Raw genomic sequence first — 17869 nt, 5'->3', positions numbered from 1 at the left:
GAATGGTGAAACTGGGTGTCAGGCTTCGGCCGACGCGTCGAGCGCCAGCAGGCCCACTTCCTGGAATTTCGCGATCACGATGTCCTTGTCGAACGGCTTCATGATGTATTCGTTGGCGCCGGCATGCAGCGCCCGCGAGATGTGGTCGATGCCGTTCTCGGTGGTGCAGAACACGACCTTGGGCTGATCGCCGCCGGGCATGCGGCGGAGCTGCACGAGGAATTCGAAACCGTCCATGACCGGCATGTTCCAGTCGAGCAGCACGGCATCCGGCAGCGCGCGCTTGCAGGCCTCGAGCGCGACCGCGCCGTCCTCGGCCTCGATGACGGTGAACTCCATTCCTTCCAGAATGCGGCGCGCGATCTTTCGCACCACGCCGGAATCGTCGACGACGAGACATGTCTTCATGTGTTGGCCTCCTTGTGGAATCCACCGTCTCCGCGGTGGAGTGTTACGCTGCAGCAGCTGTTTTGGGCACCAGTTCGAGCACGCGATCGATATCGAGGACGACCATGAGCTGGCCGTCGAGGCGGTGGACGCCGCCGGCGAGCTTGGCCATGCGGGGATCGAGGTTGATCGGGTTGTCCTCGCGGCTGTTTTCGGAGAGCCGCAGCACCTCGCCGATCTGGTCGATCAACAGGCCATAGGATTCGCCGCGCTGGTCGACGCCGACCGCCATCGGCAGCTGGCCGTCGTCGGCCTTTGGCAGCCCGAGCCGGGCGCGCATGTCGACCACGGTGACGATGCGGCCGCGCAGATTGAGCACGCCGGCGATCTCGCTGGAGGCCAGCGGCACCCGCGTCAGCCGCTCCGGCATGAACACGTCCTGCACCCGCGAGATCGGCAGGCCGAACAGCTGCCCGCCGATCACGGCGGTGACGTATTCGGCCATGGCGCCCTCAGTCGTCTCGGTCTTGCTGGTCATCGATGAACCTTTTGTTTGAGCATGATCCGATCGGAAAACCGCTTCACACTTTTCCGGATCATGCTCTCTTCCCTCAAGCCGCCCGGCGCAGTTCGGCGGTCTGCTCTTTCAGCGCCGCGATCAGCCCGGGACGATCAAACTTGGCGACATAGTCGTGGAAGCCGGCCTGCCGGCCGCGCTCGATCGCCGCCGGCGACACCATCGCCGACAGCGCGATGATCGGCAGCTGGTTGAAGTTGTGGTCGCTTCGGATGTTCTCGGCGAACTCGAAGCCGTTCATCTCGGGCATCTCGATGTCGGTCAGCACGACGTCGAAGCTCTGTCCCGAACGCAGCGCCGCGAGCCCCTCCTGCGCGCCGCCCGCGGTCCTGACCTTGTAGCCGGCGGCTTTCAAGACCGGCGCCAGCATGTTGCGGAAGAACGCTGAGTCATCGACCAGCAGCACCGACTGCGCCGAGGCCGACGGGCGCATCTCCTTGCGCGAGAACCAGTCGGCAAACGCCATCGGCAGGAAGTGGCCGACGTCGATCACCTCGGTGGCCTGGCCCTTGATCACGGCCGAGCCCAAAATGCCGTCCTGCGAACCCGCGACCTCGATGTTGAGCCGCTCCTCGACGATGTCGATGATCTCGTCGACCACGAGCCCCATCGAGCGGCCGTCGTCGGCGAACACCAGGATCGGCTGCGAGCCCTGCGACTGCACCTCGACCCCGGCCATCTGCACCAGCGGCATCAGCTGCTCGCGGTACTGCACCATGTAGCGGCCGTTCGAGAGCTCGATCTTGTCGGTTGCGATCTCCTCCAGCCGGGTGACGAGGCCGAGCGGTACCGCCTTGGGCTGCGAGGAGCCGGCGCGGAACACCAAGAGCGAGGTCAGCTGCTCGCCGCTTGCGGCATGGGCGTTCGCATTGTCGTCGGCCAGGTCATGGGCCGAGGAGCCGGACGCGCCGAGGGCTTTTGCGATGCCATTGGGGTCGATGATCATGATCACGGCGCCATCGCCCAAAATGGTGTTGCCGGAGAACATGTCGATGTGCCGCAGCTTGGTCGACATCGGCTTGACCACGATCTCCTCGGTGTGGAACACGCCGTCGACCACGATGCCGAAGGTCTGGCTGCCGACCTGCGTGACCACGATGAAGCCGTTCTCGGCGTCGGTTGTGGTCGCGCCGTCGTCGATCTTGAGCAGCTTCTTGAGGTGGATCAGCGGCAGCAGCTTGTTGCGCAGGCGCAGCACTGCGGTGTCCTTGATCCGCTCGATGCGGTGCTCGGAGTTGGCGCGGGCCCGCACCAGCTCGACCACAGACAATTGGGGAATCGCAAAACGGTCGCCGCCGGCTTCCACGATCAGCGCCGAGACGATCGCCAAGGTCAGCGGGATCTTGATGGTGACCGAGGCGCCCTCGCCGGCCACGCTCTTGATGTCGATGGTGCCGCCGATCTGGTCGATATTGGTGCGCACCACGTCCATGCCGACGCCGCGGCCGGACACCGAGGTCACTTGGGCGGCGGTGGAGAAGCCCGGCGCGAAGATGAACTTGTGGATCTGGGCCTCGGTCATCTTCTCCAGCTCGGCCTCGGTGACGAGACCGTTCTGGAGCGCCTTGGCCTTGATCCGCTCGGTGTTGAGCCCGCGGCCATTGTCGGCGATGCAGATGATGATGTGGCCGCCCTCGTGATAGGCGGAAAGACGAATGGTGCCCTGCTCCGGCTTGCCGGCGGCGACGCGCTCGGCGGTGGTCTCCAGGCCATGATCGGCGGAGTTGCGCACCATGTGCGTCAGCGGATCCTTGATCAGGTCGAGCACCTGGCGGTCGAGCTCGGTGTCGGCGCCGTGCATCTCGAGCTCGATCTGCTTGCCGAGTTCGCCGGAGAGATCGCGGACGATGCGCGGCAGCTTCTGCCAGGCATTGCCGATCGGCTGCATGCGCGTCTTCATGACGCCTTCCTGCAGCTCGGCGGTGACGTTGGAGAGCCGCTGCAAGGGCACCTTGAACTCGGTGTCCTCGTTGCGGCGGGAGATCTCCAGCAGTTGGTTGCGGGTCAGCACCAGCTCGGAGACCATGGTCATGAGGTGTTCGAGGGTGTCGACATTGACCCGGATCGACTGGTTGGCGATCTTGTCGCCTTCCTGGACATCCTCACCGGCGGCCTTGCGGGCCGGCTTCTTGACAGCCTCAGCCGGCTCGGCGGCGGCGGCAGCAGGTGCAAGCTTCACGACCGGCGCCGGCGCGGCGACTTCGGTCTCGGTCTCGCGGAAGGCGCGCTCGAGCTCGTCGAGCGAGACCTCGCCCGGACGCAGCGGACGCTCCAGCGTCTGCACCACCAGCGTGCCTTCGGTCATTGCCGCCTGCACCGACGGAGCTTCGACGACCGGCACGTCTTCTTCAGCAGCAGCCGCCATCGACTGCGTCGAGCCTGACGATATCGACTGCGTCGAATCGGACATCGCCGCCATGCCGTGCTCGACCATCGCTTCCAGCTGATCGATCAGATCGCGGTCGTTGCCTTCAGGCTCCGCCTCGGTCGCCTCGAGCCCTGCCAGGATCTCCTTGATGCGGTCGATCGAGGACAGGATCAGCGTCACGGCTTCCGCCTTCACCGGCATGCCGTCGCGGAACTTGCCCATCAAGGTCTCGCCGGCATGCGCCAGCGCCTCGAGCCGCGGCAGCCCGAGGAAGCCGCAGGTGCCCTTGATGGTGTGCACAAGCCGGAAGATGTTATCCAGGATCTTCGCGTTGTTCGGATCCTGCTCGAACTGCACCAGCTGGTTGTCGACCGTATCCAGGCTCTCGCTGCTCTCCGTCAGGAACTCGCGCAACAGATCGTCCATGGATAGGTCCCCTCAAGGTGCTACGGAACGCTCGCCTTGCATCGATAACTTGGCCGGCTTCACGGCGACGTTAATTTTGCCGTCCGTGCAAATACGGACGATGAAGCCCTTCAGGCAGTTCGACGACGCATCACGACATCACGGCCACTTTCACAAGGACAGGCCCTTACCACCCGAACGGGAAAGAGGCCGTTCCACCGGTCATCGCAATTTGAACTAATTGGAATTGAGGACCGCTAAGTCCCGCGAAACGTTCGCGACGTGCCGACCGCCTGGGTCGGAACGCGATCGCTCATTGGTTGAAGCCGGCGGACTGATTAGGCGCAACCAAAGCACAAGGCGGCGGAGTTTCCTCCGCCGCCTCGATAGTCGATGTCTGTTGCGGCTACGCTTAGCGGAGCAGCTGCAGAACGCTCTGCTGCGACTGGTTGGCCAGCGCCAGCGCGGACACCGCGATCGACTGGCGGGTCGACAGCGCCTGGCTGTTGGCCGCTTCCTCGTTGGTGTCGGCCAGCGTCAGGTTGGACGAACCGGTCTGCAACACGTTGATCAGGTTCTTCGAGAAGTCCTGGCGGATCTGCACGATCGACAGGTTCGAACCGAGGGTCGAAGCCTGGGTGCGCAGCAGGCCGCTGGCCGAGTTGAGCGTCTTCAGGGTGGCGTTGGCCGAAGCGTTGTCAACGAAGTCCGTGCCGGCGGTCAGCTTGGTGAGGTTGAGGCCGGTGGCGTCGAAGGTCACGCCCTGGATCTTCAGCGTCGAGGAGCCCGTCTCGTTGAAGGTCAGCTTGAGCTGATCGCCATTGAGCAGGTTGATGCCGTTGTACGACGCGTCCTGGGCGGTCGTGGTGATCTGGTCCAGAATGTTGTTGTACTGGTTGACCAGGTTGGCGCGGTTCGCCAGCGCAGTCGGGTCCTGCACCGGAGCGCTGCCCGTGAGGCCGTTGAACAGCTTGCCGGCGCCGGCCGCCGTGCCGCCGATCGTGCCGATGGTCGCCGAAGCGGCATCGTTGGTGGTGCTGATGGTGAGCGCACCGGCCGCACTGAGCGAGGCCTGCAGGTTGTTGGCCGCCAGCGCGGCGTTCAGGTCGTTGAGGGACTTCACCTTGCCGGCACCGGTGCCGAAGGTGATGTTGGTCGCGGTGCCGTTGCCGGTCGCGCCAATGGTCAGCGTGAGCGTGTCCAGCGGGCTCGCGCCAGCCGTGCCGTTTGCGGTCGCCGTCGCACCGGCCGGGAGGCCGAGCTGCGTCGCGTCGCCCGAGCTGAACGTACCGACCGTGAGCGAGTCCGCGGCGCCGGCGGTGTTGGTGCTGGTCAGGACCAGCTTGCCGGTGCCGTCGATCGAGGCGGCGACCTTGGCGCTGGCGCCGACCTGCGTATTGATGGCGTCGCGAACCTGGGTGGCGGAGTAGTTCGTGCCCGAGTTCAAGGTCACAGTCTGGCTGTTGATCTGGAACGTCAGGTTCGCGCCGGCCGCGGTGAGGTCGATGCCGGTATAGGCGGCGGTGCTGGTGAGGGTTGCATTGGTCGGGGTCGCGGTGCCGAGCAGGTTGTCAGCGGTCGCGCCGGGGATCGCGGCGGTCGTCACCGACGACTTCGCGGAGTAGCCGACCGCGGCCTGCAGGGCCTGGTTGGCGACCGACTTGGCGCTGTCGACGAGCTTCTGCAGCGAGGTGATGCCGGTGTTAGCGGCCTGCAGCACCTGCACGCCGTTGCCGATGCCGTCCAGCAGGTTGTTGATGTCGCTGGCGCGGTTGTCGAGCGACTGGGCCGTGAAGAAGTTGGTCGGATTGTCGAGCGCAGTGTTGACCTTCTTGCCGGTGGACAAGCGGTTCTGCGTGGTGGCGAGCAGGTCAGCGGTCGACTGCAGCGAAAGCAGGTTTTGACGGACCGATGCCGAAAGAACGATGCCGGACATACTGGATACCCTTCTGGATGAACACGATTGACGCGACGCCGTAAATTTCGCACGGCGACCCACGTCACACTGGTCCGTCCGCGCTACCCGTTCGTTAAAGGGCTGGTCCGTACAAATACCCAGGACGGCCTTGCCGGTGATTCGACGGGCGGCGGGCGCGATGGCTGGCCGCAGCAGCGCGCGGTCGGCGCCGGACCGAAGTCATGGCCGCGAATTTCCTGCACATGTGCAGGACTTGTGGCATCCCGGCGCGGCGGGCCCGGCGCGTCGATAGCCGGCGTTGCAAGTCGCCACGATGCAAAGTCCGGCGAGGAACAGAGTTAATGGAAATCAATAAATGAGAGACAAAGTCGCGCTCCTATCTCGCGCCGCGCGAATCGACGTCGATCACCGGTGCCGGCGGCGGCCACGCCGTCTGCCCTCCAGAGGGTATAGTTTCGACACCACAACCCTTGTGCAATTGGACAGGCAAGCTATGTTCGCAGTCCTTCCACACGCCAAGAGTAGGTGATGCGAGACCGTAGTGCTCCCGCCCTCGGCAGGAGCAGCAATGTCCGCGGTATCGCGTCCGCCCAATCGTCTGTTGCAAGCACTTCCCCCCACGGAGTACGCGCAACTTCATCCCCTTCTGGAAACCGTCGACCTGACCAAGGAAACGGCGCTCGCCGATGCCGGCGCGCCGGTGCAGCGGGTTTATTTTCCGTATAGCGGCGTGGTCTCGATGATGATCAATCTGTCCGACGGGCAATCTGTCGAGATTGCAACCGTCGGTCGCGACGGCGTCGTGGGCGCGTCTGCCGCCCTGCACGAGCGGCCGCTGCTTGCCGACGCGATTGTCGTGGTGCCAGGCTCGGCCTCGATGATGCGAGCGGAGGATTTCCGCGAGGCAGCAAATCGCAGCGCGGATTTCCGGACCCTGGTTGCGCTCTATGAGCAGGCGCTGATGGCGCAGACGCAGCAATCCGTCGCCTGCAATGTTTCGCATCCGGTGGAGGCACGGCTGTCACGGTGGCTGCTGCGCGCACGCGATCTGTGCGGCAGCGAGGCGTTGCCGCTCACCCAGGAGATGCTGGCGCAGATGATCGGTGTCCGGCGCAATGCGGTTTCGATTGTCGCGCATGGGTTTCAGCAGGCCGGTATCCTGCGTTACAGCCGCGGTCATATCGAGATCACCGATATCGACGGCCTGCGGAAGGCGGCGTGTGAATGCTATACGACGGTCAAGGCGCACGCTGAACAATTGATCGGGCCGGAAGACTGACCGGCGCGCCGCCCAGCCCCAACTGTGACCGCGCACACAACCCGAATGTGCGGCGATAGGCGCATTCCTATTGGAAGCAAGACATGTTTCCATTGGAACCTTGACGTGCCAGAATAGGTTGCATGAACGTCCAGCTGCACGCGCCAGCCTGGGCCCAGAGACAAGCTTTGCCGGCAGGCTGGAGGTTGCTTTGGAAACGGTTCCTCGATCACCCAACGGATTCCTGGCGTCGCTCTCGGCGAGCGATTTCGAATTGATTCGGCCGCATCTGCGGACGGTCGAGCTCGCGGCCGATTCGGTCCTGGTCGAGACCGACGAGATGCTCAAGCGGACATACATGCCGCACAAGGGCGTGATCTCGCTGGTGGTCAAGCTGGCGAGAGGCGAGCGCGTGCAGGTCGCGATGGTCGGCCGCGACAGCATCTATGGCGCATTCGCCCCGCTCGTCGAAGGGCCTGTCCTCAACAACGCCACGGTGCTGGTGCCCGGCATCGCCTCGACTGTGGAACTCGAGCCGTTGCGCGCAGCTGCCGGCCAGAGCCCGACGCTTCGCGCGAGGTTGATCCGGCACGGGCTCGCCGTCTATGCCCAGATCCAGCAAACCGCCGGCTGCAACGCCGCGCACACCGTGGAGTCACGGCTGGCGCGATGCCTGCTGCACACGCGCGATCTCTCCGGCAGCAACAAGATCGTCCTGACGCAGGAGGCGATGGCGCAGATGATCGGCGCGCGCCGCAACAGCGTGTCGCTGGTCGCGCATACCCTGCAACAGGCCAATTTCATCCACTACAGCCGCGGGCACATCGAGATCACCAACGCGGATGGGCTGATCAAGACCGCGTGCGAATGCTACGCCGCGGTCAAGGCGCAATATGCCGGACTGCTGAATTGTCAGGAAGTCGGCCGCTAGAGTTCTTTATCTTGCCGAGTTGTCGTCGCGCGAACCGGCACCCGCTTCGCTCAAAAGCGCTCTGACCGCTGTGCAAGCCGTACTTCTACGGCGTGCGATTTTCATCGTCGGATAACGCTGTTTCCTCACATTCACGTGGACGCACGGGGGAGCCGATGTTCACGTACCAGACGACCGACCGGAAGGAAGCCCGGCGCTTCCGCATGGCCCAGTTCAACGGCCGGACCGCCACCATACGGTCGGCCGGCGCCACCGTTACGGGACGCGTGCGCGCGATCGTCGAAAGCAAGTCTGGCGCGACGGCGGCGTGGGTGGTCACGATCGTTCCGGATGAACCGAAAACATCCGCGCCGGCCGCTCGGCTCGCGCCGCGCCTGTGCTTCGCCGCGGAAGACGATTTCTGAGAAGACGATTTCTGAGAACCTGGTTCTAACGAACCGAACGCCGGTCAGAGCGTCCCAATAGAATCGGAACGCGGCTCCGGATTTCAGTTTTGACGCGTCTCCTTTACGCGAACCACTTCGCTTGAAATCGCTCTATGCGGAATGCAGCAAGGCCTTGCGGACGAGATCGGCGGTGTTGCGCGCGCCGAGCTTGCGCATCGCCTCGGCGCGATGGCTCTCGAACGTGCGCGGGCTGATGTTCATCCGCAGCGCGCCCTGCTTGTTGGAATAGCCGTCGCTGATCAGGCTGAGCACTTCACGCTCGCGCTTGGTCAACGGCTTGCGGCCGGCTTCCGGCGCGAACATGACATCCGGCGACCGGGAGCCTGCCGGCTTGTCGTCGCCCGGCGGCTTGAGATCGGTGGCCGGGACGGCATTGGGATAGAGGTCGGAAATCTGCTTCAGCATCGCGGACACGCGCTCGGTCTGCTCGAGCGCGTTCTCGATCACCTGCCGCAGATAGACGCCATTGCCGGGCGCGTGTGCGAATTGCTGACTGTGCTGTTTGAGCTCGTTCATATAGAGCAGCAGCGCCGTCACCGGCCCATTGAACTGCCGGACGATCGCGGCACCGGCGTCCGCCTGCGGCCGCGGCACTGCGGCTCCCTGAGCCTCAAGCGGCTGCGGCTCGAGGGTCGCGGTTCCACCCGTCCATGCCGGAAGGCGCGCCTCGGCTCGGTTGTCATGTTGCGTCATAAGTATGGTTTACCAAAGGTGAACTTGTGGCCGCGTTAACACGGGACTCCGTAGAACTACGGGTGACGCAACTGTGACCTTGGGCCCCGACCTGCCAAGCAGGCGCAGATTACCGCTGATTTGGCAACAAACCTCGCATATTTGAGTCGAATTACAGTATTCTTACGGGACGGGTAAGCGAGCTGCCACCGGCGGGATTCGCGGCCCGGAATTGAGCTTCAACGGTTCGGGCAGCCGTTTCCGACCCCTGGTTCCGGATTGAAAAAAGCGGCCGGCATCGCCTCAGGGGCGCCGGAGCCGAAGGAATTTCTGCAGGAACCGCCCCGAAAGAACGAACCTGAACCACCAATACGCCATTCGCCGGGTCGTCATCGATCATCCCTCTGGGCATCGGGATGGCGTCGGCATACCGCACGCGGGCGCGCGCACCTATGAGACGGTTCACATAAGCCGGGCAGCATCGGGTGCGCATCGGGTGGGGACCGGATCAGGCGAATGTCAATTTACAGCCCTGGCAGGCGTCGCGATGATCGCTGCCTCTCGATCAGCAACAAGGGCGCAGCCATGAAGCGAGGGTGGAACGGATCCTGGATTTCCTGGATGACGATTGCGGCGCTCGCCGCGGCACTGCTGCTTGGCGCAGGCGCGCAGGCCCAGACCGCGCCGACCAGCGATGCAACGCCGACGCCCGACAACGCCGTCATGCTCACCATCTTCTTCAAGCATGATCAGTCGCGACCGCTCGGTGAGCTCAATGCCCAGCTTGAGCGGCAGGGCTTCTACAAGGCGTTTCCGCCCGAGGGTGTCGAGGTCGTCAGCTGGTACGTGATGATGGGGATCGGCCAGGTGGTGACGCTGCGGTTGCCGGCATCGCGGCTGCGCGAGGTCAACCGCGTCATCGAGAACAGCGCCTGGGGCGCCTACCACACCGAGTTCTACCCGACCTACGACTACAAGGCGGTCGGGATCGGCAATCATGAAAAAGCAAAGCAGTAGCCGGTCGCATCGAGACCGCTGCCGGGAGTCACGGCCGCGCGACGGACTTGCCGGTTTTGGCCGAAGACCGGGTTGGCGATTGGATCCGATCCACCGCTATGCGTGGGCCCGCGAGCGCTGGCTCAATCACTTTGCCAGCGTCCGCAAATCCTCGGCGCGCCCGCTGCAAAGCAGGCGGCTGAATTCGTCAGGATCAATGGAGGCAGGCGGAAAATCGGCTGGGTTGCGTGCGACACGGCGCAGCCAGATCAATCGGAAGAGACGCTTGAGCATCTTCATGGTTGTCAGCCCCGATGAGCGTCATTGTTAAATCGCGGCAATGAAATTTGGTTCCACACCTTGTGGTCGCCCGACGCAAAATTTGGTTCAACGCCGTCAGGCGAACAGCGCCTTGCGCTTTTGCACGCGCGCAATGGATCGCCGCACCGCGGCCTGATCGAGTGATCCATCCTGCACCGCACCCGCGACCGCCGCGGCGATGCCGGCCATCTCCTGCTCCTGGTCGAACAGATTGTTGCCGATGCAGATCATGTCCATGCCGGCGGTGATCGACTGCAGGCTGGCCGCGCTTGTGCCGAGCGCCTTCTGCAACCCCTGCATCTGCATGTCGTCGGTGATCAGCAGCGTCTCGGGCAAGCGACGGCGAAGCCGGCCGAGCCCGGCCGATGACAATGTCATCGGATGCTGCGCGTCCCACTGCCGGACGATGGCGTGGCTGACCAGCACCGCATCGCCATAGGTGCGCGGCGCCAGCGCGTAGAACAGTTCCTCCTGCTCGGGACGCAGCGCATCGGAAATGTCCATGAACTCCAGGTGTGAATCGACGCTTGCACCGCCGATGCCCGGAAAATGCTTCAGGCAGAGGCCTACTCCCGCCTGCCGCGCCGCAGAGTCGACCAGCCGGGCATTGGCCTCGACCTCACCGATATCGGGCGAATAGGACCGCTTGATCCTGCCGATGTTGGGATTGTCGGGATTGTAGTCGACGTCGATGACAGGCGCGAAATTGTAGCGGATGCCGAGCCGGCGCAGCTCGCCGTAGCTTGCGGCCAGCACCGTCTGCTTTTCCGCGCGCGCGAGCAGATTGAACTCCTTCGCGCTCGGCAGCGGCTGAAAACCGCAGCTGTCCTTGAGCCGGCGCACCAGGCCGCCCTCCTGGTCGATGAAGACCAGCGGCCGCGACGGCAGCGCCGCGATCTCGGCGCAGAGCGACTGCACCTGCGCGGGCGAGGCGATGTTGTTGTCGTACTGCCGGGTCTGGCAGGAATAGTCGAACAGGATCACCCCGCCGAGCCCGAATTGCGCGGCAAATTCCTTCAGCCAGGGCGGAACGACCTTGCCGTAGAAGCCGAGGATGAAGAGTTCGCCGACGGACATGGCCACTCGATTCGGTTGCCGCACGGAATCAGCCGCGCCCGATGGAATAGCACGCCGCGGCGGCGGTAAGAATATGACGCAGGCAGCAGTTCGACTGCGTTCCCCGTGCTCGCATCACTATGTTAAGACACGCTGGCGGGCCTCGATCGCCTGCCACAACACAAGGACTTTCGGAAACGCCCATGACAGCAGCTTACGTCCCGCAAATGGCCCTTTACCGCCAATGGCTGAAGCAGACGCGCGGCCTTGAATTTGCGGATTTCGAGGCGATGCGGCGTTGGTCGGTGACCGATATCGACGGCTTCTGGCAGAGCGTCTGGGATTATTTCGACCTGCGCTCGCCGACGCCGCATTCGGCGGTGCTGGCCGAGCGCAAGATGCCGGGCGCGGTGTGGTTTCCCGGCGCTTCGGTGAACTACGCGCGCCAGGTCTTCCGCCATGTCGCGCCGGCGCATGCCGCGGGACTGCCGGCCCTGATCTCGAGCGGCGAGGACGGCAAGCTCTCGGAGACGAGCTGGCCCGAGCTGCAGCGCAAATCGGCAGCGCTGGCGCTGCATCTGAAGGCTAACGGCGTGCGCGCCGGCGACCGTATCGCCGCTTACTTGCCAAACATTCCCGAGACGATCATCGCGTTCCTCGCGACCGCGAGCCTGGGCGCGGTCTGGAGCGTCTGCGCGCCCGATATGGCGGCGCCCGCGGTGATCGATCGCTTCAAGCAGATCGAGCCGAAGGTGCTGATCGCCTGCGACGCCGTGACCTATGCCGGCCGGCGCCACGACCGGCAAGGTGTGATCGAGGAATTGCGGCGCGCGCTGCCGACCGTGCAGCATGTCATCCTGCACAGCGACGCCGCGCCGTCCGAGACGCGATTGTCAGCGATCCTCGCGGGCCGGAGCGCGGCGATCGACGCCTTCGAGCCGGAATGGCTGCCGTTCGATCATCCGCTCTGGATCGTCTATTCCTCAGGCACCACCGGATTGCCGAAACCGATCCTGCACAGCCATGGCGGCATCATCGTCGTGGCGCTGCCGCTCTCGACCCTGCACAACGACATCGGCTGCAGCTATCAGCCAAACTCGTTCGGCGAACGCTTCCACTGGTATTCTTCGACCGGCTGGATCATGTGGAATTGCCAGGCCAACGGCCTGCTCAACGGCACGACCTGCTGCATTTTCGACGGCAGTCCCGGCGGCACCAAGGACAAGCCGGACTGGACCACGCTGTGGCGCTTCGTCGCCGACGCCAAGGCCACCTTCTTCGGCGCCGGCGCGGCGTTCTTTGCCAATTGCACCAAGGCGGAAATCGATCTCGCCGCCGTCGGCGACCTCTCCGGCCTGCGCACGCTCGGCTCGACCGGCTCGCCGCTCAGCGCCGATACCCAGGCCTGGTTCAACGAGCGCTTCGCCGCGCTTGCGAAGCAGAACGGCAACGCCGCGCAGGCCGACATGTGGTGGGCCAATATTTCCGGCGGCACCGATTTCGCCGGCGCCTTCATCGGCGGCAATCGCGAGTTGCCGCAGACGCCGGGCATCATGCAATGCCGCCTGCTCGGCTGCGCGGTGGAAGCGTTCGACGAGCAGGGCCGCGCGGTGATCGACGAGGTCGGCGAGCTCGTCTGCACCGAGCCACTGCCCTCGATGCCGCTGCGCTTCTGGAACGATCCCGGCAACGCGCGCTACCTTTCCAGCTACTTCGAGACCTACCCCGACAATTTCGACGGAAGTGGCCGCGGCCCGGTGTGGCGGCATGGCGACTGGCTCAAGATCAACCCCGACGGCTCCTGCGTGATCTATGGCCGCAGCGACGCCACCATCAACCGCCATGGCTTGCGGATGGGCACCAGCGAGCTCTATTCCGCGATCGAGGCGCTGCCGGAGGTGCTGGATTCGATGGTCGTCGACCTCGAATATCTCGGCCGCGACAGCTACATGCCGCTGTTCGTGGTGCTGCGCGAGGGCATCGCGCTCGATGCCGCGATGAAAGCCAAGATCAACAAGGCGGTCGAGGCCGGGCTGTCGCGCCGCTTCCTGCCCAACGACATCTTCGTCGTGGCGGAAATTCCGCGCACGCTGTCCGGCAAGAAGCAGGAGCTGCCGGTCAAGAAGCTGTTGCTCGGCCACCCCGTCGAAAAGGTCATCAATCGCGATGCGATGGCCAATCCAGGATGCCTCGACTGGTATCTCGAATTTGCAAAGAGCTATCTGAGCAAGCAGGCCGGCGCGGCGTAACGGCCGCTGAATGCCACTCGCGTTTGGGATTTCACGACATGCCTTCACCCAACTACATCGACCCGCTCAACGGAAAACTCTATCCGCTGGATATCCCGCGCTGGTGCTCCGACGAAGGCAAGCCGCTCCTGATAACGCCGTTGCCGGGCATCTCCCGCGACGACATCGATCGCACGACGCGGTCGCTGTGGCGCTATCGCGCGGCGCTGCCGGTCGAGATCAAACGGCCGATCACGATGGGCGAAGGCTGCACGCCGGCCGTCGAGAAGGCGTGGGATGACCTGCGGCCGCATTTCAAGCTCGAATGGTTCAATCCGACCGCAAGCTTCAAGGATCGCGGCACCACGGTGATGCTGTCGTTCCTGCGCCAGCTCGGCGTCGATGCGGTGCTGGAGGACTCTTCCGGCAATGGCGGCGCGTCGGTTTCAGCCTATGGCGCGGCCGGCGGCATGCGGGTCAGGATCCTTGCGCCGGCGACGACGTCGCCGATGAAGGTGGCGCAGATGCACGCCTTCGGCGCCGAGGTGCAGCTGGTCGAAGGCCCGCGCGAGGAATCCGAGGCGGAAGCGATCCGCCAGTCGAAGCAGATCTTCTACTCCAGTCACAACTGGCAGCCGTTCTTCCTGCAGGGCACCAAGTCGCTGGCCTACGAGATCTGGGAAGATTTCGGCTTCACCGCGCCGGACAATGTCATCATGCCGGTCGGCGCCGGCAGCAGCCTGCTCGGCTGCTATATCGGCTTCAGGGAACTGCTCGCGGCCGGACAGATCGCACGGCTGCCGCGCTTGTTCGCGGCCCAGCCGCTCAACTGCTCGCCGGTCGATGCCAGCTTCGCCGCCGGCGTCGATACGCCGGTCGATCGCGCGGTCCGCAAGACCATCGCCGAGGGCACCGCGATCAAGCACCCGCTGCGGCTGAAGCAGATGATCGCGGCGCTGAAGGAGAGCGGCGGCGGCACGGTGGCAATTCCCGAGGACGGCATCGTGGCGGCGTTGAAGCGATTGGCGCAGACCGGCCTGTTCGTCGAGCCGACCTCGGCCTCGGCCGCCGCCGCGCTCGACGTCCTCAAGGCGCGCGGCGCGATCCGGTCGGCGGAGCGCACCGTCGTCATCATCAGCGGCACCGGGATCAAGGCGGCGGGGCTGATCACGGAGCTGCTCGGAGCGGGCTAGCCTTTAGCGCGCTCCGATTGGCCGTCCCTATCCCGCCTTGCGCAGCCTCAGGGATTCGTAGAACGCGGTCTCGAAATTGATGTAGCCGATAAAGGACGTCGGATCGCCAAACGGCAGGATCTGCGTCGCCCAGTATCCGCCGAAACCGTTCTGCCGATCGATCCAGTAGAACAGATTGGCGAGACCGGCCCAGCCGAGCGCGCCGGCGGGGCGGCCGGTCGGAGCCTGCTCCTCATTGATCATGAAGCTCAGCGCCCAGGACTTCGACTGACCGGGGAAGAACTCGGCGTCGTTGGCGAGCGAGGTGATCACGCCGGTGATCGCGGTGACCTTGTTGTTGCCGAGATGGTTCTTCTCCGCCATCCGCACGGTCTCCGCCTTGAGGACACGCCCGTGCTCGCCGGCGCCGTCGTTCAGCCACATCCGGATGAAGCGCATGTAGTCGCCGATCGTGCCGTAAAGTCCGTGGCCACCCATGTGGATCTCGGGATTGGCCGGCAGCTCGAAATCCATCGGCGTGAGCGAGCCGTCGGCGTTGCGGGCGTGGATGCCGGCGAGCTTGCGGCGCATCGCGTCGGTAAGCTCGAACGTCGTGTCCATGATCCCGAGCGGTTCGAAGATCCGCGTCTTGAAAACCTCACCGAGCCGACGGCCGGTGATGGCCTCGACGATCTGGCCGCACCAATCCATGTTGGTGCCGTATTCCCAGCGCTCGCCCGGATCGAACAGCAGCGGCGTCATCAGCGAAGCCTTGGACGCCGTGATGACGCTGGGCTGCCCCTTCTCCTGCGCCAGCCGGTTATAGGTGTGATTGATGAAGTCGTAGCTCAGACCCGCGGAATGGACCATCAGCATGCGGGTGGTGATGTCGCGCTTCGGCGGACGCAGCCGCGGCTCGCCCTTGTCGTCAAAACCCTCGATCACCTGGAGCTTGCCGATGTCGGGCGCATAGGTTTTGGCCGGCGCGTCGAGATCGAGCTTGCCTTCCTCGACGAGTTGCAGGACGGCCGTCCCGGTGATCGCCTTGGTGGTCGAGAAGATGGCGAACACGCTATCGGCGGTCATATCGGCGGGCTGGTCGAGACGGCGCTTGCCGGCGGCACCTTCATAGATGTTGCGATGGCGGTCGGTCACCATCGCAACGACGCCGGGAACGCGCGGGTTTGAAGTCACGACGCCGTCGAGAATCGCATCTGCTGCTGCACTGAAATTCGTGCTCATTGTCTTCCTCCAATATTCTTGTGATGTTGACCTGCGTAGCCCGGATGGAGCGAAGCGAAATCCGGGGTTGGTGCAGCTGGTGTCACTGGTCCCGGATTGCGCTTCGCTCCATCCGGGCTACGAAATCAGCCCTACTGCGTGACGAAACCGCTATAGCCGCTCGCGGCGACCTCGTCGCATTTCTGGCGATAGGTGCCGACACCGCCGCAATAGGACAGCACCCGGCGCGGCTTGCCCTCGACATTGGAGCCCAGGTACCAGGAGTTGGTCTTCGCGATCAGCGTTGCGTTGGCGGTCTCGTCGTGATGCGCCACCCACTGATCCTCGGTATCCCTGGTCGGCTCGATGACATTCAGGTTCTTGCCGCGCAAATATCTGATGCAATCGGCGATCCACTCCACCTGCTGCTGCAGGCAGGTCGTCATGTTGCAGAGTGCGGCCGAGGGCGCGAGCGGCACCGCTGTCGTGAACAGGTTCGGATAGCCATGGACCTGCAAGCCCATCGTGGTGCGGATGTCCCTGCCCCAATCATCCTTCAGCGATCGCCCGTCTCGGCCGCGGATATCGATCCGCGTCAACGCTCCCGTTCCGGCGTCGAAGCCGGTCGCCAGGATGATGACGTCGAACTCGTGCACCGTGCCGTCGGCGGTCTGGATGCCCTCAGGCGTGATGCGGGCGATCGGATTGTTCTTGACGCTGACGATCTCGACATTGGGCCGGTGGAAAGCCTCGAGGAAATTGCTCTCCAGCGGCACCCGGTGCGTGCCAAAGCCGTAGTCGGCAGGAATCAGCAGTTCGCACAGCTTGGGGTCCTTGATCCGCTCGCGCATCTTCTCGCGGACGAATTCGGTGATCTCGGCATTGACGGCTTCGTCGAAGAACAGTTCGGCGAAGGACGAGACCCACAGCTTCAGGGATCCGTCGTTCCAGCAGTCCTCGATCACCTGGCGGCGCTGCTGTGGTGTCAGGTCGGCCCAGGCGTGCTCGAAGTCGAATTCGAAGCCGGTGAACGTTTTCGGCAGCCGTTCGGTGAGGAACTTGAACTTCGACTTGTAGGCCTCGGCGTCCGCTGCATCCCATTTCGGGTTCTTCATCGGGATGATGTATTGCGGGGTGCGGATGAACACCTTGAGATGGCCGACCTCACCGGCGATCGACTGGATCACTTGGATTCCGGTCGCGCCGTTGCCGACCACGCCGACGCGCTTGCCGGCGAGCTCGATCGGCCCCTTGGGCCAGCGCGCGGTGTGGAACAGCTTGCCCTTGAACGTCTCCTGTCCCGGGAAGGACACGTGCGGGGCCGAGAGCATGCCGCAGCAGGTGACGAGGAACTGGGTATCGATCACGTCGCCCTGGTCGGTCGCGACCTGCCAGCGTTGCGTCGCCTCATTGAAATGCGCGCTCTTCACCGTGGTGCCGAACTGGATATCTTTCCTGAGGTCGAGGCGGTCGGCGACGTAGTTCAGCCAGCGCTCGATTTCCGGCTGGCCGGGGAATCGCTCGCTCCAGCTCCAGCCCTTGTAGAGCTCCTCGGAGAACAGGTACTGATAGGTGTGGCCTTCGGAATCGAAGCGTGCTCCGGGATAGCGGTTCCAGTACCAGGTGCCGCCGACACCAGACCCGGCGTCGATCGCCTTCACACTCAATCCCTGCTCACGCAGGCGGAACAATTGATAGAGACCGGCGACGCCGGCGCCGACGACCACGGCGTCGAGCTTGGTGGTTGCATGCGCACCATTGCTTCCATTCGACCTTGTGACGGTCTCGGTCATGATTTCCTCCTGTGTCTGGCTTCTCGCACGCACCTTCCCATCCGCGGTGTCGCCGGATGATGGTGCGTTGCGTCAATTTGGTCTCGGCCGCTATCGCCGAAACGCAGAGCAGGCTACGGG

General features: G+C 64.2%; 15 protein-coding genes. 6 read left to right on the top strand and 9 right to left on the bottom strand.

Going from position 1 to position 17869, the window contains the following annotated elements:
• Positions 1-18 precede the first annotated feature (18 nt).
• The 4 genes from QA635_RS02490 to QA635_RS02475 form a co-directional block, all read right to left on the bottom strand.
• Positions 19-408, bottom strand: a complete 390-nt coding sequence (locus tag QA635_RS02490; RefSeq protein ID WP_018269419.1) for a response regulator — start codon at positions 406-408, stop codon at positions 19-21.
• Positions 409-451: 43 nt separating this feature from the next.
• A complete protein-coding gene (locus QA635_RS02485) occupies positions 452-925 on the bottom strand; it encodes a chemotaxis protein CheW (RefSeq protein ID WP_283066637.1) in 474 nt (157 codons plus the stop codon).
• 73 nt (positions 926-998) lie between these two features.
• Complete coding sequence (locus QA635_RS02480) at positions 999-3758, bottom strand: hybrid sensor histidine kinase/response regulator (protein ID WP_283066635.1); 2760 nt, start codon at positions 3756-3758, stop codon at positions 999-1001.
• 391 nt (positions 3759-4149) lie between these two features.
• Positions 4150-5673: a flagellin N-terminal helical domain-containing protein gene (locus QA635_RS02475; protein WP_028336362.1), complete on the bottom strand. Its 1524-nt coding sequence runs from the start codon at positions 5671-5673 to the stop codon at positions 4150-4152.
• A gap of 550 nt (positions 5674-6223) precedes the next feature.
• Here QA635_RS02475 and QA635_RS02470 point away from each other — a divergent pair.
• The 3 genes from QA635_RS02470 (at position 6224) to QA635_RS02460 (ending at position 8248) form a co-directional block, all read left to right on the top strand.
• Positions 6224-6934 (top strand): Crp/Fnr family transcriptional regulator, encoded by a 711-nt coding sequence (locus QA635_RS02470; RefSeq protein WP_229161718.1) that lies wholly within the window; start codon positions 6224-6226, stop codon positions 6932-6934.
• A 190-nt stretch (positions 6935-7124) separates the two neighbouring features.
• Complete coding sequence (locus QA635_RS02465) at positions 7125-7844, top strand: Crp/Fnr family transcriptional regulator (RefSeq protein ID WP_283066631.1); 720 nt, start codon at positions 7125-7127, stop codon at positions 7842-7844.
• Between the two features lie 155 nt (positions 7845-7999).
• Positions 8000-8248 (top strand): hypothetical protein, encoded by a 249-nt coding sequence (locus tag QA635_RS02460; RefSeq protein WP_283066629.1) that lies wholly within the window; start codon positions 8000-8002, stop codon positions 8246-8248.
• A 132-nt stretch (positions 8249-8380) separates the two neighbouring features.
• Here QA635_RS02460 and QA635_RS02455 read toward each other — a convergent pair whose 3' ends face one another.
• Positions 8381-8983 carry a helix-turn-helix domain-containing protein gene (locus QA635_RS02455; RefSeq protein WP_425249122.1) on the bottom strand — a complete coding sequence of 201 codons (603 nt, stop codon included), beginning with the start codon at positions 8981-8983 and terminating at the stop codon, positions 8381-8383.
• A gap of 600 nt (positions 8984-9583) precedes the next feature.
• Between QA635_RS02455 and QA635_RS02450 the strand changes: the two genes are divergently transcribed.
• Positions 9584-9979: a hypothetical protein gene (locus tag QA635_RS02450; protein WP_229161714.1), complete on the top strand. Its 396-nt coding sequence runs from the start codon at positions 9584-9586 to the stop codon at positions 9977-9979.
• Between the two features lie 126 nt (positions 9980-10105).
• On the opposite strand, the gene QA635_RS02445 is transcribed toward QA635_RS02450, so the two are convergent.
• Together QA635_RS02445 and QA635_RS02440 are read right to left on the bottom strand one after the other, a co-directional pair.
• The gene (locus tag QA635_RS02445; protein WP_283066624.1) at positions 10106-10258 is read right to left on the bottom strand and encodes a hypothetical protein; all 153 of its coding nucleotides are present in this window, start codon (positions 10256-10258) and stop codon (positions 10106-10108) included.
• A gap of 96 nt (positions 10259-10354) precedes the next feature.
• Positions 10355-11356 (bottom strand): glycoside hydrolase family 3 N-terminal domain-containing protein, encoded by a 1002-nt coding sequence (locus QA635_RS02440; protein ID WP_283066623.1) that lies wholly within the window; start codon positions 11354-11356, stop codon positions 10355-10357.
• A 182-nt stretch (positions 11357-11538) separates the two neighbouring features.
• On the opposite strand from QA635_RS02440, the gene QA635_RS02435 reads away from it, so the two are divergent.
• Together QA635_RS02435 and QA635_RS02430 are read left to right on the top strand one after the other, a co-directional pair.
• Positions 11539-13584, top strand: a complete 2046-nt coding sequence (locus tag QA635_RS02435) for an acetoacetate--CoA ligase (protein WP_283066622.1) — start codon at positions 11539-11541, stop codon at positions 13582-13584.
• A gap of 38 nt (positions 13585-13622) precedes the next feature.
• The gene (locus QA635_RS02430; protein ID WP_283066621.1) at positions 13623-14756 is read left to right on the top strand and encodes a threonine synthase; all 1134 of its coding nucleotides are present in this window, start codon (positions 13623-13625) and stop codon (positions 14754-14756) included.
• Positions 14757-14783: 27 nt separating this feature from the next.
• Here the strand turns inward: QA635_RS02430 and acmB are convergent, their stop codons facing one another.
• On the bottom strand, positions 14784-15977 hold the full coding sequence (gene acmB, locus QA635_RS02425; protein ID WP_225645232.1) for a methyl acetate hydrolase AcmB: 1194 nt from the start codon (positions 15975-15977) through the stop codon (positions 14784-14786).
• A 131-nt stretch (positions 15978-16108) separates the two neighbouring features.
• Positions 16109-17749 carry a flavin-containing monooxygenase gene (locus QA635_RS02420; protein WP_283066620.1) on the bottom strand — a complete coding sequence of 547 codons (1641 nt, stop codon included), beginning with the start codon at positions 17747-17749 and terminating at the stop codon, positions 16109-16111.
• Between the last annotated feature and the right edge of the window lie 120 nt (positions 17750-17869).

The organism is Bradyrhizobium brasilense (assembly GCF_029714345.1).
GTDB classification, from domain to species: domain Bacteria; phylum Pseudomonadota; class Alphaproteobacteria; order Rhizobiales; family Xanthobacteraceae; genus Bradyrhizobium; species Bradyrhizobium australafricanum.
Note: the sequence above shows the minus strand (reverse complement) of the source record. Positions and strands in the feature narration are given on the sequence as shown.

Bases quoted from the DNA above. Each gene is read 5' to 3' on its own strand.
- QA635_RS02490 (WP_018269419.1), bottom strand. From the start codon at position 408: ATGAAGACATGTCTCGTCGTCGACGATTCCGGCGTGGTGCGAAAGATC.
- QA635_RS02485 (WP_283066637.1), bottom strand. From the start codon at position 925: ATGACCAGCAAGACCGAGACGACTGAGGGCGCCATGGCCGAATACGTC.
- QA635_RS02480 (WP_283066635.1), bottom strand. From the start codon at position 3,758: ATGGACGATCTGTTGCGCGAGTTCCTGACGGAGAGCAGCGAGAGCCTG.
- QA635_RS02475 (WP_028336362.1), bottom strand. From the start codon at position 5,673: ATGTCCGGCATCGTTCTTTCGGCATCGGTCCGTCAAAACCTGCTTTCG.
- QA635_RS02470 (WP_229161718.1), top strand. From the start codon at position 6,224: ATGTCCGCGGTATCGCGTCCGCCCAATCGTCTGTTGCAAGCACTTCCC.
- QA635_RS02460 (WP_283066629.1), top strand. From the start codon at position 8,000: ATGTTCACGTACCAGACGACCGACCGGAAGGAAGCCCGGCGCTTCCGC.
- QA635_RS02455 (WP_425249122.1), bottom strand. From the start codon at position 8,983: ATGACGCAACATGACAACCGAGCCGAGGCGCGCCTTCCGGCATGGACG.
- QA635_RS02450 (WP_229161714.1), top strand. From the start codon at position 9,584: ATGACGATTGCGGCGCTCGCCGCGGCACTGCTGCTTGGCGCAGGCGCG.
- QA635_RS02445 (WP_283066624.1), bottom strand. From the start codon at position 10,258: ATGAAGATGCTCAAGCGTCTCTTCCGATTGATCTGGCTGCGCCGTGTC.
- QA635_RS02440 (WP_283066623.1), bottom strand. From the start codon at position 11,356: ATGTCCGTCGGCGAACTCTTCATCCTCGGCTTCTACGGCAAGGTCGTT.
- QA635_RS02435 (WP_283066622.1), top strand. From the start codon at position 11,539: ATGACAGCAGCTTACGTCCCGCAAATGGCCCTTTACCGCCAATGGCTG.
- QA635_RS02430 (WP_283066621.1), top strand. From the start codon at position 13,623: ATGCCTTCACCCAACTACATCGACCCGCTCAACGGAAAACTCTATCCG.
- acmB (WP_225645232.1), bottom strand. From the start codon at position 15,977: ATGAGCACGAATTTCAGTGCAGCAGCAGATGCGATTCTCGACGGCGTC.
- QA635_RS02420 (WP_283066620.1), bottom strand. From the start codon at position 17,749: ATGACCGAGACCGTCACAAGGTCGAATGGAAGCAATGGTGCGCATGCA.